Source organism: Streptomyces dengpaensis (assembly GCF_002946835.1).
GTDB classification, from domain to species: domain Bacteria; phylum Actinomycetota; class Actinomycetes; order Streptomycetales; family Streptomycetaceae; genus Streptomyces; species Streptomyces dengpaensis.
Window position 1 is genome coordinate 1576691 of the sequence record NZ_CP026652.1, and the last position, 15516, is coordinate 1592206.

19 protein-coding genes are annotated in these 15516 nt (G+C 67.5%); 10 read left to right on the plus strand and 9 right to left on the minus strand.

The window, feature by feature from the left end:
• Positions 1-67 precede the first annotated feature (67 nt).
• Complete coding sequence (locus tag C4B68_RS07215) at positions 68-1318, minus strand: tyrosine-type recombinase/integrase (protein ID WP_099498577.1); 1251 nt, start codon at positions 1316-1318, stop codon at positions 68-70.
• A 38-nt stretch (positions 1319-1356) separates the two neighbouring features.
• On the opposite strand from C4B68_RS07215, the gene C4B68_RS07220 reads away from it, so the two are divergent.
• From C4B68_RS07220 to C4B68_RS07245, 6 genes are all read left to right on the plus strand, one after another.
• On the plus strand, positions 1357-1722 hold the full coding sequence (locus C4B68_RS07220) for an NsdA family TPR-like regulatory protein (protein ID WP_143674200.1): 366 nt from the start codon (positions 1357-1359) through the stop codon (positions 1720-1722).
• A 174-nt stretch (positions 1723-1896) separates the two neighbouring features.
• Complete coding sequence (locus C4B68_RS43030; RefSeq protein ID WP_099498579.1) at positions 1897-2916, plus strand: pyridoxal-dependent decarboxylase; 1020 nt, start codon at positions 1897-1899, stop codon at positions 2914-2916.
• Positions 2897-3301, plus strand: coding sequence for an NUDIX domain-containing protein (locus C4B68_RS07230; protein ID WP_240634680.1), 405 nt, complete (start codon positions 2897-2899; stop codon positions 3299-3301). Before C4B68_RS43030 ends, C4B68_RS07230 begins: the two co-directional genes overlap by 20 nt.
• Before the next feature lie 397 nt (positions 3302-3698).
• Positions 3699-4313 (plus strand): hypothetical protein, encoded by a 615-nt coding sequence (locus C4B68_RS07235; protein WP_099498581.1) that lies wholly within the window; start codon positions 3699-3701, stop codon positions 4311-4313.
• Positions 4314-4405: 92 nt separating this feature from the next.
• On the plus strand, positions 4406-4918 hold the full coding sequence (locus C4B68_RS07240; RefSeq protein WP_099498582.1) for a hypothetical protein: 513 nt from the start codon (positions 4406-4408) through the stop codon (positions 4916-4918).
• Positions 4915-5157, plus strand: coding sequence for a hypothetical protein (locus C4B68_RS07245; RefSeq protein WP_099498583.1), 243 nt, complete (start codon positions 4915-4917; stop codon positions 5155-5157). The genes C4B68_RS07240 and C4B68_RS07245 overlap by 4 nt, the downstream gene beginning before the upstream one ends.
• A 355-nt stretch (positions 5158-5512) precedes the next feature.
• Here the strand turns inward: C4B68_RS07245 and C4B68_RS07250 are convergent, their stop codons facing one another.
• On the minus strand, positions 5513-5932 hold the full coding sequence (locus C4B68_RS07250; protein ID WP_099498584.1) for a hypothetical protein: 420 nt from the start codon (positions 5930-5932) through the stop codon (positions 5513-5515).
• The gene (locus C4B68_RS07255) at positions 5929-6387 is read right to left on the minus strand and encodes a nucleoside 2-deoxyribosyltransferase domain-containing protein (protein ID WP_240634681.1); all 459 of its coding nucleotides are present in this window, start codon (positions 6385-6387) and stop codon (positions 5929-5931) included. Before C4B68_RS07255 ends, C4B68_RS07250 begins: the two co-directional genes overlap by 4 nt.
• A 230-nt stretch (positions 6388-6617) precedes the next feature.
• Between C4B68_RS07255 and C4B68_RS07260 the strand changes: the two genes are divergently transcribed.
• Entirely contained in the window at positions 6618-7010 is a 393-nt protein-coding gene (locus C4B68_RS07260; protein WP_167459036.1) for an NUDIX domain-containing protein, read from the plus strand.
• Positions 7011-7229: 219 nt separating this feature from the next.
• Here C4B68_RS07260 and C4B68_RS41265 read toward each other — a convergent pair whose 3' ends face one another.
• Positions 7230-7661, minus strand: a complete 432-nt coding sequence (locus tag C4B68_RS41265; protein WP_143674202.1) for a hypothetical protein — start codon at positions 7659-7661, stop codon at positions 7230-7232.
• A complete protein-coding gene (locus tag C4B68_RS07265) occupies positions 7658-10096 on the minus strand; it encodes a hypothetical protein (RefSeq protein WP_099498587.1) in 2439 nt (812 codons plus the stop codon). Before C4B68_RS07265 ends, C4B68_RS41265 begins: the two co-directional genes overlap by 4 nt.
• Before the next feature lie 475 nt (positions 10097-10571).
• On the opposite strand from C4B68_RS07265, the gene C4B68_RS41795 reads away from it, so the two are divergent.
• From C4B68_RS41795 to C4B68_RS07275, 3 genes are all read left to right on the plus strand, one after another.
• Positions 10572-10727, plus strand: a complete 156-nt coding sequence (locus tag C4B68_RS41795; RefSeq protein ID WP_167459037.1) for a hypothetical protein — start codon at positions 10572-10574, stop codon at positions 10725-10727.
• 81 nt (positions 10728-10808) lie between these two features.
• Complete coding sequence (locus C4B68_RS07270) at positions 10809-11090, plus strand: hypothetical protein (RefSeq protein WP_099498588.1); 282 nt, start codon at positions 10809-10811, stop codon at positions 11088-11090.
• A 45-nt stretch (positions 11091-11135) separates the two neighbouring features.
• Positions 11136-11747, plus strand: coding sequence for a hypothetical protein (locus C4B68_RS07275; protein WP_099498589.1), 612 nt, complete (start codon positions 11136-11138; stop codon positions 11745-11747).
• Positions 11748-11837: 90 nt separating this feature from the next.
• Here the strand turns inward: C4B68_RS07275 and C4B68_RS44665 are convergent, their stop codons facing one another.
• The 4 genes from C4B68_RS44665 to C4B68_RS43035 form a co-directional block, all read right to left on the minus strand.
• The gene (locus tag C4B68_RS44665; RefSeq protein WP_373682167.1) at positions 11838-12260 is read right to left on the minus strand and encodes an acyl-CoA thioesterase; all 423 of its coding nucleotides are present in this window, start codon (positions 12258-12260) and stop codon (positions 11838-11840) included.
• Positions 12261-12350: 90 nt separating this feature from the next.
• Entirely contained in the window at positions 12351-13763 is a 1413-nt protein-coding gene (locus C4B68_RS07285) for an amidase family protein (RefSeq protein WP_099498590.1), read from the minus strand.
• Positions 13760-14968 (minus strand): MAB_1171c family putative transporter, encoded by a 1209-nt coding sequence (locus C4B68_RS07290; RefSeq protein ID WP_099498591.1) that lies wholly within the window; start codon positions 14966-14968, stop codon positions 13760-13762. Before C4B68_RS07290 ends, C4B68_RS07285 begins: the two co-directional genes overlap by 4 nt.
• Positions 14965-15477 carry a ParH-like protein gene (locus C4B68_RS43035; RefSeq protein WP_240634213.1) on the minus strand — a complete coding sequence of 171 codons (513 nt, stop codon included), beginning with the start codon at positions 15475-15477 and terminating at the stop codon, positions 14965-14967. The genes C4B68_RS07290 and C4B68_RS43035 overlap by 4 nt, the downstream gene beginning before the upstream one ends.
• Between the last annotated feature and the right edge of the window lie 39 nt (positions 15478-15516).

Consider the following 15516-nt stretch of genomic DNA (forward strand, 5'->3'; position numbering starts at 1 on the left):
CACGGCTCAGCGCAAAGCCCAAACACCCAGACCACCAACCCAGTTGGAGCCAATCGCCACACTGAAACTAAGCGGAGAAAACATGACGGAGAGTATGGGGCGAAACCTCTACGTCGATCCCGAAGGACGCACAGCGCTCGTTGGCCCGGCGGAACGCTGACTGCCACGTGGAGGACTTGAGCGGATACCCGTCCTCGCCCAGCCACAGCGCCAGCGGCTCCCGCGGCAGGCCGACAGCATCCACACGGAACAGGTTCTGCCGCACGCCGACGCCGATCTTCGAGTACGACCAGGCGCGGGAAGAGCCCACCACCGTCAAGGCGTGACGCCCCGCGCGACCCACCGGAACGAACTCCTCCAGCCCGACGTACCGCTCACGGGCCCGCGCCTGCTCCACCACGGCCGACCGCTCGATCGACAGGTAGTGGTGCCACGCCCGCAGCGTCCGCCGATTCGCGAACACCCTGCGGGCCTTGTGTCGCTTGGTCACCTGAGCCGCGAGGTAGATCTCGCCCCTGCCCCCTTCCACGGGAGGAAGCTCGGTCGTCAGCAGACTCGCCCCCTCGCCCAGGCGCATGCCGGTGTAGACGAGCGAGTCGGCGAACAGCGCGTTGCGCGCACCGTGCCGACCACGCCACTTCGGGTCCGGTCTGCCGTCCGGCAGCTCGCCCAGCAGCCCGACATTGCGCCACAGCAGGTAGTCAACGAACTGCACAATACGCAGGGGCTCTTGGTCGTCGTGCACGTCGTACTCGGCGTTGACCCGGACGCGCTTCGGGCCCTGCGGCGTCATGACCGTATTGTCGATGTACCGGAACGGCTCGCGATCCAGCAGTTCCTCGTACAGGGACCACTCCACCCACTTGTCGAGAGCCGCGATGGACCGGCGCCACGTGGCAGCGCTGATCGAGTTCTCGTCGTCCATCCGCATTCGGACGACCTTGTAGGCGCGCAGATCAGCACTGTCCGTCTCCCATATCGACTTCCCTCCCCGGGACTCGTGCAGGAACCGGCAGTACAGCATGATGTCGCGCATGTAGCCCTCGTGCCCGTTGTCCGACCGCACCCCCCAGCTGTCGAGTTCGCGCCCGAACCGGTTCAACTGGACGTCGTACGAACCGTCGGGGCCGAGGATGAAGCACTTGCCGTCGCATGCTCCCGACCGTTCCAACACGGCCGACGCGTCGAAGGGCCACGGACCGGCTGTCCGAGCCTGCGCAGTCCGGTGTAGGAAGACCACGGCCTCCGGCGTCGACTGGCGGAAGGAGATGTCGGCTCCTTGCAGACCGATGGCCGTTGAAGTGCTGGTGCGCTTCATTGAACCCCCTGAGACAGCAGTTACGCGAACATAACCGCGTGCTTCGTGAGACAGAACGAAGCGCCAACATAACTGCGGACCTCGCAGCCGACGGCGGCCGTTGTCTTGCGGATCTCGGCCAGCGGCGCCAGGCCCGCCATCTGATGGAAGAGGGCATCGCCCTGCTGACCGCCACCCGCTCCAAGACCAAATCCGTGTTCCTGACCTACCAGGCCGAGACCTACCTCCGGGACGGCGAACCGGAGATCGCCGCGGCGACCGCTACCCGTTCCCTCGGCTTGGCCAGCCGGATCGACGCGCCCAGGTGCGTGACGATGGTGCGCGACCTCGAACCGGAACTGTCGCGATACGCACACACGGCCGGTGTCAGCGAACTCCTCGAACGGCTCCGAGCCGTCGGCTGAAGCCCCGCCATCGGCCGCCCTTGCTTGCGAAGTTCGAACAGATGGGCCGCCAACCCGTCCGCCGCATACTGACGATCTTCACCGAAGGAAGCGAGGGCCGGAGGTTCGCGCACGGTTACTCTCGCAAACGGTCCTTTGCCCGAGCAAGATTAACAACTGTCCGCCGGAGTCCGATTGATCTTCGATCGGTTCCCAGAACCCGTTCTCACCCAAAGAGGGGATGGACCCGACGGACACCTGACCAGCGGTGCCAGCGAAGCGACCCTCTCCGCCCTGTGCATCGCCCACAACCTGCTGCGCACCGGCGGCCACCGGATACCCGTGCTCACCTCGGACCTGTGCCACTCCTCCGTCGCCAAAGCCGCAGAGATCCTCGACCTCGACCTCGTACGCCTGCCCGCCGGACCCGCCTGGACTCTGACCCGTGAACAGATCCGCCAGGCCGCCGCCGAGGCCATCGCGGACGGGGTTACCGGGATCATCGTGGTGGCCACCGCCGGGAACTACAACAGCGGCTTCGCCGGCCCCGTCGACGAGATCGCCACAGACCTGCGCGACATCGCCTTCCAGCGCCCCGGACACGTCCGCTGCTTCCTGCACGTCGACGCCGCGCACGGCGGATTCGTCTTCCCCTTCACCGCCCCGACCTGCCTCGACGATCTCCGCCGGCATCGGCTGATCCCCACCGTGCTCGCCGAGGAGAGCCGCCGACGCGGTCTGCCGCTGGCCGAACAGCTCGGCACCCAGGACTGCGTGAATACCCCTCAGGACATCCACCCCGATAACATCCTCATCCAACCCGGCGGCAAGATCGCCCTGCTCGACTTCAACCACGCCACCCCGGCGGAAGCCGCCAGTGACTTCGTCAAACTCGACCGCTGGTGCCTGCCCTCCGCCCCGACCGCCAACACCTGCTGGCAGCAACGCGGGGCCCCGGCCGACCCGTTGTTCGAGCAGCGCCTCGCCTTCCACCGCCTGGTCATCACCCTGCCGTACTTCCTGTACTGGCACGGCCGTGACCCCACCCAGCCCCCGGGTGCACCGCAGCCCTGCGAACCGAACTGGAGCGAACATGACTGCCAACGAAACCGCCGCCGCCCCGGCTCCAGCACCGGCCGGCGGGCCCGGCGTCCAGGTCGTCGCCGCGCTGCTGCGGCGCGGCGATCACATCGTTCTGGTCCAGGAACAGCGTGACGGCCAGGAGATGTGGTCCATCCCCGGCGGCGGCGTAGAGCGCGGTGAACTCCTCGCCGAGGCACTGGTGCGCGAGGTCCGGGAAGAGACCGGTCTGAACCTGACGGCGGTGGGCCCGCTGGCCTACCTCGTCAACACCACGACCGACCGGTACCCCTCCACCGTGGTCGCGACCTTCGACTGCGCCGACTGGGACGGCGAGATCGCGGTGCACGATCCGGACGGCAAAGTGACCGGCGCGGTCCTGCTGCCGCTGGACGAGGCGAAGTCCGTTCTGGCGTCCTCCACCGCGCCCCGGCCCGAGATCGAACCTCTGCTGGACTACCTCGACAGCCTCAACACCGGCCGCGTGTGGTTCTACCGCAACGACCAGCCCATCGAATAGCCGCGCCCGGGGCGCCCAGACACCGGGCCCGGCAACTGCCGGGTGACCGTGGCGGGAGACCTCGGCGTCGTCACCGCCCCCGCCGTCCGGGACACCCTCCGCGAAGCCGTGAGCAGGCACAAACGGGTGGACGTCGGCTGCGCGGGGCTCTCCAGGGACCGTGCCGGACGCCCGCGCTTCGTGCGGACTACCCTCGTCCCCGTGCGGACCCCGTCCACACCTGCCGTCCTACCGGAGGCGTCCGACACGCACGTGCCCGCCCGGACGGGAACGTCGTGGGGCACCGTTGGGTAGGCGGTCGCTTTCACTCCCCAGCCTTATCCGGAAACCGGTAAATGGGAGGGGGCTTGACGTGCGCGAGCGTCCAACTGGCGCACACAGAAGGGATGGTGGACCAGTGGCCGCCGCCAAGCCGAACTCTGCCCCGCGTCTGCCCCGCTCCCGCTGGGAGTACTGCCTGGCCTGGGCCGATCTACTCATGGCCAGGCGCATCGAGCGACTTCGCACCGACGGCACGCGGCTCACCGAGGCCGAGACCGCAGCCTTCCACGGGGACGACCGCCCGCTGATCGTGGTACTCATCGCCGCGGCCCTGCACGAGCGTATGGACCACTTCGCGCTGCCCGACGACGAACTGCACCTGGTGCCTCTGGGCGCACCCGGCGAGGAAGGCGTCACCGGCACCCTGCACCGCCACCCCTACCAAGCCCTGGAGAACACCCCCGGCCCCGCCGGCCCCGGTCACGCGGAAGTGCACCGGCTGCTGGACGCCGCGCGCTCGGACCACCCCGATGAACGGGGGCTGTGGGACCGGATCCGCTGTGCCGCGCGGGAGACCGTCGTCGACGTCGCCACCTTCGCCGGCAGCCGTCACGACGGGCGCCGCCATCCCCTCGCCCAGGGCTCCGGCACCTACTGGGAACGCGGCGTGATGATGGCCGACGTCCTCTTCGGCGAGCAGCACCGACGCCAAGCAGCACACCTGGCCGCCGTATTCGGCGAGGAGGACTGAACCCCGCGTGATGCGGTGAGTGCCCGCGGCTGGGCGGGGTGAAGACGTGCTGCCCCGGGCGGCGGTGTCGAGAGGCGCTATCGTCAACAACCGTGGATGACAAGACGACGGTGACCCGCGACGACCGGCGCCTAACGTGCGGCAGGTGCGGGCATCGGGCGCACGCCGGGACGCTGACCGGCGGCCATGCGGTCAAGCAGGTGTTCCGGCACACGGAGGGCGAGGCAACGGCCGGACACGAGGTCGAGCCGGTCTGGGGCGAAGTCTTCCACCGGTGCGACTTCTGCGATCCGGAGATCGAAGCCGTCTGGTCCTACCAGGTCCTCCCCGTGGAGACACGGGTCGGTCTGATTGCAGGACTCCGGCCCGCAGAAGTGTTCTCCTCCAGGGGCCTCAACGACACGCCCTGGTACGCGTGCCCGGCCTGCGCGGACCTGATCCAGGCCAAGCAGTGGCGAGAGCTGCTGAAGCGGTCGTTGTCCCTGTACGAGAAGCGGACGGGGCACAGGCCGACGACGGGATTGCGTATCCAGACCCACGAGACGCACCAGCAGTTCGTGCAGATGATGACCGGGCACCGGCTGCCCCTGGACGGCGCCCGATGATCGCGCTGTCCCTGGCATGCTCCGTGACCAGCTTCGCGCTCATGATCTACACCATGGTCTCCACCCGGCATCGCGCCCGTATCCACCGCGATCGGATGCGGGCATACGCCGAATCCGGGGTGGCCCACCGCGATCAGACCGACGCCGCGCACCGCGATCGCCACTTCATCACGATGCGCTCGGCCCAGATGTCCATCGCCTTCGCAGTCGCCGCACTCGTGCTCCTCGTCCTGCCGTAACTCCCCCGAACGGCAATACGGACGCCATCACCCTCACCGTGGTGGCTACGGCTTGGCGGGTACACCATGGATGGCTTCTTCGCCCGGTTCGAACCTCCTGCCGACAGCGAAGACGCCGTGACGTACGACGGCGGCACAGAGGTCATCCGCTCCATGGCCCAGACGTGTGCACGTCCGAAGTCCAGGACGCTGCCCTTGTGCCTTCCTGCACTCCGGCACGATGGGTGCGCCCCCGGGCGACACGATGGACCACCGAGGACGGCCGATGCCGGGCGCCTTCCCTAGCACTCGGCCGGGGAGGTGGAGGCCGGGCACCACGCTAGAACTCGAGTGAGCGTGCCGAGCGTCCGGTACTTCAACGCTCCTGTGAGGGAGCGCCGTTCGGCTCCCCCACGGCCGATTCCGGCAGCTGCGCGTCCCTGGGGACGACAACGACTTCGCTGCCGCTGAGCAGTCGCCAGTCGAGAGGAGCCCCAGCAGCTTTCCGTGCCCGCCGGTACGTCAGGGCCCAGCCCATGTCCCGCTCGGTCTTCCCGTCCGGTCCGATCCGGGTGCGCCACCACAGCCAGCCGATCCAGGATGTCCGCTCCTTGAGGAGAGGGGACGCGAAGGCGTAGGCAGTGGTGGTCAACTTCGCGAGCGCGCCGGCGAGCTGCTGCATCTCGCCCAGCGACAGCAGGTCTTGCCTGATCGATACCCGGGCCGCGCGTACGACTGTGACGGCCGCGATGGCCACGGCGACGATGACCCCGAGCAGGGCCCAGCCCGCGATCACCGCGAAGCCCGTATGGCTGCGCGGCTCGCTTCGATCGTGTCCGCCAGTGTGGTGTGGACCTGAAGCTCCGGGCGTGCGTGGGCGAGCTGCGTCACCAGATTCGTGCGGCGTACGTAGCTGGGATCGGTTCCGACGACCAGAGCGCCGCCCTTGCCAACGAGCGCCCCCAGTTCGTAGAGGGCGATCGGCTGGTGGCTGGTGGGCGACTCCGGGAACCAGAACACGACGAGATGGGCGCGGCGCAGATGCCGGTACTCCCAATTGACCTGGTCCGCTTCGGCGTTTGGGTCGTGCAGCGGGAAGTTGCTGCGGCGCGGGTTGAGGAATGTGATGTCGAGGTCGTCGAGTGCGGCTGTCGCGGTCTTCTGCCAGTCGGGACAATCAGAGATCCCCCCGGCGGAAGCGCGTGGGTTCCGAGAATCCGAGACCGGTTGGCGTCGGAACTCACATGTCATCGGCACGACTTCAGCGTACGGGCATCTGAGTTCGCCCATCCGGGCATAGCGTGGATCTCCACGACCAGCACGGCGCTGGTTCAGAAAGGGGCACGATGACGGGGTGGACACGGACGGCAACCGAGGTTCTTCACCGAGGCCCCTTCATCACGCTGAACCGCGACTCAGTGATCAGGCCGGACGGCGTAGCCGGAGAGTACGAGCACGTCGTTGTTGAGGACGGCGTGCGTGTGATCGCCCTAGATGACGACGGCCATGTCGTGCTGGTCGAGGACGACTTCTACCTCCAAGAACGTCGTATCCTGCACCTCCCCGGGGGCGGCATCGGGGGGCAGGAGCCACAGGCAGCAGCCGTCCGGGAACTGGAAGAGGAGACCGGCCTGGTTGCGGACGAGACACGTCTGATCGGCGTCATCGATCCGCTTCCTGCGACCACGGGTGCACGGACCCATCTCTTCCTGGCCACGGGCCTTCGGCCGGGTCGTACACATCGCGACGAGACCGAGATCGGCATGACGGTGCAGCGGTGGAAGCTGGGCGACGCCGTCGAAGCTGTGCGAGCCGGCCGGATCACCGAGGCCGGGAGCGTGGCCGCGCTCCTCCTGGCCGGACTATCCCGCTGACCGGCTCGTACAGCTCATGCCGCTGCTCATTGCTCTTGCCGCGATCGCCGGATTGTCTCTGCCCCTACAAGTGCCGCCTACCGCGTAGGTGCCCGTGGGCGGGCCGATGTTCCTAGCGTTTCGGTGGGTTAGCCGGCGCCGGCTAACCCACCGAAACGCGTCCGAGGCACCCCAGGACGCGCACCAGACTGGAGGGCGAACGGGTTCCGTTGCTGCTTGCTACATGCCTACGCGAGCACGCCAGTCTGTGGGCAGGTGCGGGAGTCGGGAGCAGCGCGGCGGCCGCCCGCAAAGATCGGCAACGGCCGCTTCAATGATCCGGACCACAGGCAACGGTGTGTCCGGCTTCAAGGGCAGGACCACGACGCGATCCCAGTCCCTCTTGCGGTCGAGATGAACAAGTTGATGCTCACCTGCGATGCGCCGCCACACGGCGCGCGGATGATCACGTGCGGCGGATCCGATGTAATCGATGGCGAAGGTACCCGCCGGTCGCTGAGTAGCGATCAGCGGAACGTAGACACAGCGCGAGGCGCTGATGTGACGCAGCGCAGAGATCGGATGCGCTACGGGATCATGCTGTAGTCGCCACTTGCCAGCGCGGTCGCTCATCGCCTGCCATAGGGCGGGAGTCAGCACTATGCGGCTCATCCGGCATCCTTGCTGGCCAGGAGCAGTTCGGCTGGGTTCTCGCCGTCTTCACCATCGTCATGGTCGGCTGCCGCTGCATGGTTCCCGTCTTCGATCATCTCCTGCACTTGTACAAGCTGGCTTTCTTGGTCCCGGGCATTGCGCACGATGGTGTCGATGCGGCCAGCGATGGCCTTCTGGTCGTGCTGGCCGGCTCCCCGGACATCGAGAGCGAGTTCGGTGAGTCGGCTTCGCTGGGAGACGTCGAAGAGGTGGCCTCCCGCCTGTAGACCTTCGAGCTTCCCGACCTCACTGCCCAGTGCGGGGAGCAGTTTCACCGCCGCGTCGAGTGCCTCGCCCACCCGTTCGTCAGCCGTGAGCGGCCTTTCCTGCTCCCTGTTCTCGGCCGAGGCTTGGCGGTCCTTGGCCCGGCGGGTCAATGCCTGGGTGGAGAACTGGTCAAGGAAGTTGTCGGGCACGAGCTGCGGCACGTCGATCATGTGATAGCGCACGGTGCCGTCTGGGTCCTGGATCAGCTCGCTGTCGCCGGTCATCGCTGCGCGTACCGAGCGGGATGCAGCTGGAGCGCCGTCCTCGTTCAGGGCGCCGATCTTGTTGGCCGACCAGATTCTCCAGTCGGCGTCCGTGGGCGCCTCTGGGGTGAGGCCGCCGATGCTTCTGGGCTGAGGGTCTTTCAGCAGAAGCTGATCCTTAAGGAGCGCCCGCATATAGGCCGGTCCGCACTGAACGAACTCAAGGGTCGCGTCAGCGCCCGGGGCTGTGCGTACCAGCCGTCCGCGGAGAGCCTGGTATGCCTTGACGCTGGCGAAGCCGCGTGCCTGCTGGGCAGATCCGATGTCGACGATCTGCATGCCATTGCGGCCGGCCGCTGTGGTGGCCAGCACCTCGAACAGCGCTGTCTCGGTGGGGGTGGCCTGCCCTGCGCACACGAGTTCCACGAGCTCGTCCGTGTTGCCGTTCCAGGAGCGCAGCGGGTCCTCGAAGACCGCCTTGGCCTCGATCTGCTCGAATGCCCGGCGGTTGACAGGGGTCTCCCCGAAGGTCCACTCGCGCAGGAGCGAAAGGCGACGCTCGTCCAGGCGGTCGTTGTACAGTCCGCCCTGCGGCCTCGACTTGAGGACCCGCCCGATGATCGCTCTCTCTGGTCCGTCGCCGAAGACAAGCATCACGGCGGCGGCAACACGGCCCTGCCAGGTCGTCGGTAGGCCGAGTTCCGCGAGCGCATCCAGCGGCTCACCGCTACAAACCGCGTCCAGCAGGGGGACGGACCACGTCAATGCGGCAGGTCCGGACACGGCAGTCGGTGTCTCGAACTTGCCCTCTTCGATTGCCTGCCGAAGTGCTGCGTACGTGTCGTCGGCCACGAGCCTCTCTGCTTCCGCGGGCGGGTGTCCCAAGTGTTCAGGCCCGTGGAAGTGCTTCTGGATGCTACGGAAGAGGGCGGGTCCGTCCAGCCGGATGTCACGTCCGCGCGAGTCGGTCACCCGGTAGGCAAGCCGCACCGGCATGACCGTGGCGTGCAGCAACTCGCGCGCTTCATCTGGTAGATCATCGACGAAGTCGATACCGGAAACAGCTGTCTTGACCCTGCCCAGTTGGACGCTCACCGCCTCGGTGACGCTGACCACTGCGGAGGGGTCTTTCTCTGTTCCGTCAAAGACGTCCGAGCGACGGGGCTTCAGCAGAGGCAGAGCGGCCAGCATGCCGTCCGGGTCGACCCGGCTGTCGCACACGGCCTTGCGACTGGCCGCGTCCGCTGGCGCCAGGGTGCTGACGGCCCGTGTCCAGTCCGGCTCGCCGTCGTCGCCCAAAGGGGCGAAGACTGTCTGCAGCCACAGACCGCCATCCTCCACCCCATCGCTGAGTACCGCATCGTGAAGTGGCTCCCAGCCGCGCTCACGCTGCCGCGATTCCCGTACCTTCTGCGAAGCCGTGCGGAGCTCGTTGAGGAGCCCTTCCGCCGTCACGTAGGTGTGCGTGACGCCCACCACGGGAACGCCGTGCCCGTCCAGGAGGGGGTGACTCCGTGACACGGGTCGGAAGGTATCGGGAACGTCGCGCAGCGAACGCCCCTGCCGGGTACGGTAGTTCATGAGCTGCTGAACGGTGGTCACCGTCGGCATCAACAGGTCGAGGCAGTACACGCGATACTCACCGAGCCGCATGGGCCGGACCCGATCGCGATAGCGGCCGGTCTTGGGGCTGTAGGTGGGAAGCGTTCGGTCAACTTCCGCCCAGTTCAGGATGAACCGGGTCCAGTCCAGATGGTCGGGATGGAGGTGGACGGCGCCGGCGTCGATCAGTTTTCTGAGCTTGGTGACCCGGGTCTTGGCCTTCTTGGGCTCGGCGACATTCCATCCGTGCACGGCGATCAGCGTTGGATCGGCGTCGTCGATGTCCTCGGGGTCTTCATGGTCAAACAGTGCGTCGGCCACGTCGGTGGCTCTCCTTCGAGGTAGGACGGACGGTACGGCGGCGCTTGGCCGTCGCATCCGCCTCCCGTGGTTTCACCACCCCGCTTGCAGTGCTGGTTGGTCAGTCAGGAGGGGGAGTCATGCTGCCCTTCCTGCTGCCCTGGCCCACCACCCATGGGCTTCCTGGCCGCATCGCGGCCTTCCATGTTCGGGGTCCACCGCCACTTCAAGTGAGGGAGGCTCCACAAGGAGTACGCAGTCACTCTAGTGACCAGCACTGACATCCTGATGCAGAAAGGGAGAAAGCAAGGGGTCTGGGTTCACACGGCGATTGCGCTGGCCCGTGGACACAACTGGCAGGAGGGGAGAGGTCCTTGCATCTCACCTACCTTCTGATGTTCGCCCCTTCCGCAGGGTGTGCCGTGGTCACGTAGTTCATCGCGGTCGTGGAGGACAGCCCGAACAACCTCATGATCTGCACGGGGTCGCCGCTCTCGTGGGCTTCGCCCAGGATGCGGTCGACGCGGAGTTGGGCGTCTTCCAGATCCGTGGGGACCTATTCCGTCTGTTCGATCTCGGTCGCGATCACAACGACTCCGGAGCCGTCGATCCGTTCTGGTACGCCACGGAAAAACCGGATCACAGCTCCTGAGCCGCGCACGGACCACCTCGCCGCACCGTGCCGCGCGAACAGGTACCGCAGCGTGTGGAACCAGAGAGCACCCTGCCGAGAATGCCGCCCGGCTCCGGAGGACACGACGGCAGTACTCGCGCCCGCGCCGCGCTCCTGCCCGAACGCGAGGACGATCCGTACCTGCCCGCCATCATCGACCGGATGGGCATCCACGCCCCGATGGCCGCCGCCTACCGGAGCAACTCCGACGCGGGCGCCGGGCAGGACCTCGCTCACTTCGGCACGCTGCGCGGAGCCGGCATGCTCCTGCGCGCCCTCGACGCCGACCCGGCACTCAAGACCGCGCGGGACGAGAGGTCAGGCCGGGGGTGTTGCCGGTGATCCTTACGACAGGAGGCAGGCGTGCCGGTGGACTTGGCTACCTGTGTGCGTGAGCACACGAAGCGGTATGCGGCTGCCCACGACGGCCGGCATCCGCTGGCAGAGTGCGTGCCATGGGCGGAAGCACTTGTCTCCTGGGTGGAAGCGCTCCCCCGCGATGACGACCGCTCCGTCGGCCAGCGTCGGTACTGGTACGACCCCCGGCTCGGTCTAGACGGGCTCGCTCTCGCCCTCGCCGAGTCGATCCGCCTGGCGATGGCCGTATGGGACAGGCCCATCGGCGGCCTGTGCCTCGACACCATGCAGCGCGTGCTCTTTGACTGGATCCGGTGGGACATCGTGCCGGGGACACCACAGTGGCCCGCACCGGAAGGCACCCCGCACGATGCGCACTGGAAGCTGCTCTTCGCCACCAACATCGAGCTGGCACGGGAGGCCGCTTACCGTGTCTCCTCGGCCTACGAGCAGCTAGAGGGCGCCTGGAACGCGATCCCGATGTCGGAAGCATGGCGTCATCGGCTGGACACCTACGGGATCACGTATGCGCGTCTCGCGGACGTGGCGCCACTGCTCGGGCTCACGATGCCGATCGAGGTACGCGAGCCCGGCGACTACATCAACGTACCGGGCCTGCTCGTTGAGCGGGCGGCTGCCTAGCGAGGCGTGCGCGTCACGGAGACGTCGGCGCCCGACCGTGACCTTCCCGCACCTGAACTACTAGGCCCCAGCAGCAGGACACGAGACTGATCACGCCGCTTTGTAGCGCGCGAAGAATTCGGCCTCAGCCTCCGAGATGCGGCGCGGTGCACCCGTCTCCAGGTTGTAGGCGGCCATCTTGGTTGTCGCCTCGGCGTACGTGTTCTCGGCGTCCCTGATGGCGTACCCCAGCTCGAGCCGCGCGCCGCGGCAGGTGACGACCCAGACATCCACGTGTACGGGTTGGTCGCGGTAGTCCATCGGCGTCTGGTAGTCGATGACGGACCGCTGAACCACGAAGGCGTGCCGCCGTCGAGATAGATCAGGTAGCGGGAGCTGTTGACGTGCCCGTAGCTGTTGGCGTCGGCCCAGCACAGCGGGAGCGGATAGGTGAACTTGGGCATGAGGGTCTTCCTGTGCACCGGTGGCCAGGGGCTCCCCGCCGTGCCAGACGACGCTTAACTCCCCACACATGAAAACGAGTTTGAGGCGAATCCGGCCATCTAGCAGCACGAGCGCCGCAGGAACACAGCGTCGGCCGCCACAGGAGCGATTACGGCTGCCTCACCCGAAGGCACGAAGCAGCGTCGCGAGCCGTTCCGCCACGTCGAGCAGAACGCGATCTGCGTATGGCCGGCCGATGACCTGGACTCCAATGGGCAGTCCCTGGGCGGTCGTGGTCACTGGTACGACCAGGCTGGGGAGGCCGATGTGGCTGGTGAGGTTGACCCAGCCAGTCTGGTCGAAGAAGTTCCGCTCCTGGCCGTCGACCGCGAGGGCGCGGCTGCCTGCCGGGATCGCGGCTGTGGGGGCGGCTGGTGTGACGAGGACGTCGTGTTCCGTGAAGAGCCGCTGCCAGTCCGATCGGAGGCGGGCACGTGCTTCGTTCGCACGCAGCCAGCTGCGGTGGGTTTGGCTCCGGTGGCGGAGGAAGATCGCGCGGGGGCTGGTGTCGTCGTCCTGCAGTTGTCCTGCCGCGGCGAGTTCAGCAGCAGCGGTTTCATCGTCGACTGTGGCCGTCGCGGTGGCGTACAGGAGTTGTTCGAACAGGCTCGTGGAGTCGGTGAAGCGAACAGGTCCGGGCGTGTGTCGGACCAAGGCTCCGGCTGCGGTCAGCACCTCCTCAAGGGTGGCAAGGGCCTGTGCGGTCTCGTGGTCGACGGGGCAGTCCGGGTCCTCGGCCCAGATCGCAATGCTCAGGTGCTCGACGCCCTTGCCGACCGTCGGCAGATCTACGCACCAGGGCGTCCCCTCGCCCGGTGCCGGCGTGGTGAGCGCGTTGAGCAGCAGGTCGAGGTCTCGGGGGTGGCGCGCCAGGGGGCCGGGGGTGACCATGTCGCTGCTGGTGAGCCAGCCCGGTGGCCGGGGAACGTGGCCGCGAGCCGGAACGAGGCCGTGTGTCGGCCGCAGTCCGTATACCCCGCAGTAGTGGGCGGGCAGGCGCAGCGAGCCGGCGAGGTCGCTGCCGAGGTCGGCGGGGGTGAGGTGGGCTGCGACCGCCGCGGCGGGTCCCCCCGAGGAGCCACCGACCGTCCGCGCTGGGTCGTGCGGGTTGAGTGTGGGGCCGAAGAGGGCGTTGTCGGTGTGGAGGTCCTGGCAGTAGGCGGGGGTGTTGGTCTTGCCCATGATCACCGCGCCCTGGTGGCGGAGCCGCGCGACAGCGTCGGCGTCCTGGTCAGGAATGTGGTCCGCCAGTTCCTCGGCTCCGCTGGTGGTGCGCAGGCCGGCCGTTTCGAAGCTGTCCTTGATGGTGATCGGGAGGCCGTCGAGGACCCCAACGGCCTCGCCGCGAGCTCGGCGCTCGTCGGCGGTGTGAGCGGCTTGCCGGGCCGCGTCGTCGTCGCGGGTGACGACGGCATTGAGCGTGGTGGCGTCGATTCGGTCAAGGTGGAGGTCAAGCAGCTCGCGGCTGGAGATCTCGCGGCGGTCCAGAGCGCGCAGTTGGACGTGCGCGGGCTGGCGGGTCAGGTCGGTCATGCGGAGGCTCGCTCGGGGTGGGGGGTGCGGGCACGTTGGCGGGGAACGTGGCGGGCGACGGCGAGGAGGGCATCGATGTCGTCCATTAGCTGGCTGGTCTCGGGGCCGGCATCGGCGAAGTCGGTGAGCCAGTCGGGATGGGGACGCTCGCCCGTCTTGCGGGCCGCGATACCGGCGAGTATTTGGTCGGCAGTGACAGCGGCGTTCAGCTCTTCGCCAGAGAGCCCTCGCGCACTGTGGTGGGCTTCGCTTCTTTCGCGGACGCCTGCCTCGAGGTACTGACGGATCACGAAGCGGCCGTCACGGATCTCGACCGCCCGTCGATAGAGCTTGAACCCGATGCTGCGGAAACGGCGGCGCGGGGCGGGATCGCCCCGGTCGATTGGCAGGCGGATCTCGGGCGCCTCGCTGTAGAAGGCCAGCCACAGGCGGCGCAGGCGGTAGTAGCTGAGGTGCTGCTTGAACCGGCACTGGACGCTCTGGGCCTGGTCGGTGATCGTGGGCACCAGCCAGCCGATGAGGGTGAGCATGGCGCCGACGTCGCCGCACGTCCAGGCGAAGTTCTCCCAGCCCGCGAGGGAGGTGTCGAAGGCGCCCGCGATGACGTTGCCGATCCGCACGGCGCTGTATCCGAGGGTGATGGTGGCACCCAGGGCGACGACCCGCAGACCGACCCGGACGGAGGTCCGTTTACTACTCCGAGCAAGGCGCCAGCAGGCCCGGGCGAGGAGCACCTCGCCGATCGTGTACGCGGTGACGTACAGGGTGAGGTACGCGGCGTACATGTTGTCGTGCGCGTAATACAGCGTGAAGTCGATCGGCCTGGGCGCGCTGGGGGTCAGCAGGGCGAAGAGCACCAGCAGCCCCGCGATCACTGCGAGGCCGGCGCCGAGCCACGCCCGCGCTCTCCTGCGTGCGATGTCCGGGGGCGATCCCCAGTAGGTGAGCACCACCTGCTGGCAGGCGATCAGCGCGATCACGCAGCTCTGGGCCAGGGGAACGGACAGGTTCACGGTGCCCAGGACGCGATCGAGGTAATTCCACATCGGGGTGATGGAGAACAGGAACGACAGGCCCGACAGCAGGAAGACGGCGGCCAGGGCCGTCGTGGCAGGGTCGCGGCGCCGGGCGGGGATATCCCGCAGAAGGCACAGGAAACCCAGTGCGGCGACGACGAGGCTGATGGGGTGGAGCAGGTCCTTCACTGTCGCGCCTCCCGTCGACGCAGCAGGGTGTGCGTGACCCGGTCCTGGACGTCGTCGCCGGAGGAATCGTCGCTGCGCAGCCACCGGTCGAGGATCCTGCGCTGAAGGAGCGAAGCAAGGAGTTCGGTGTCGCGTTCCTCGGCTTCGTCGTATTTGGTGCGCCCCAGCATCATCTGTACGACGGCCGGGTCCATGGTGGTGATGAGAGTCGGCACCAGGGCGGACAGCGGCCGGGACTCATGGTGCCCGAGCAGCAGGTGGCTGAACTCGTGAGCGATGATGTGATCTTGATGCAGGGTGCTGGTCCGCGGGTCGTAGAACACGTAGACGGCACTCTCGGTGACGGCACATGCCCCACAGACCGACGGTGCCTGCTCCCGGGGCTCCAGGATCACCTCACGACCCGTGCGACGAGAGACCTCGGCGCGTAGATCGCGGATATTTGTGACGTGAGGGAGATCCAGCTCGGCCAGGAGGTCACCCTGGCGCCGCCTACGCACAGACCACATTACCATTCCTTGATCATTTCCTGAACTGCAGCCGAAATC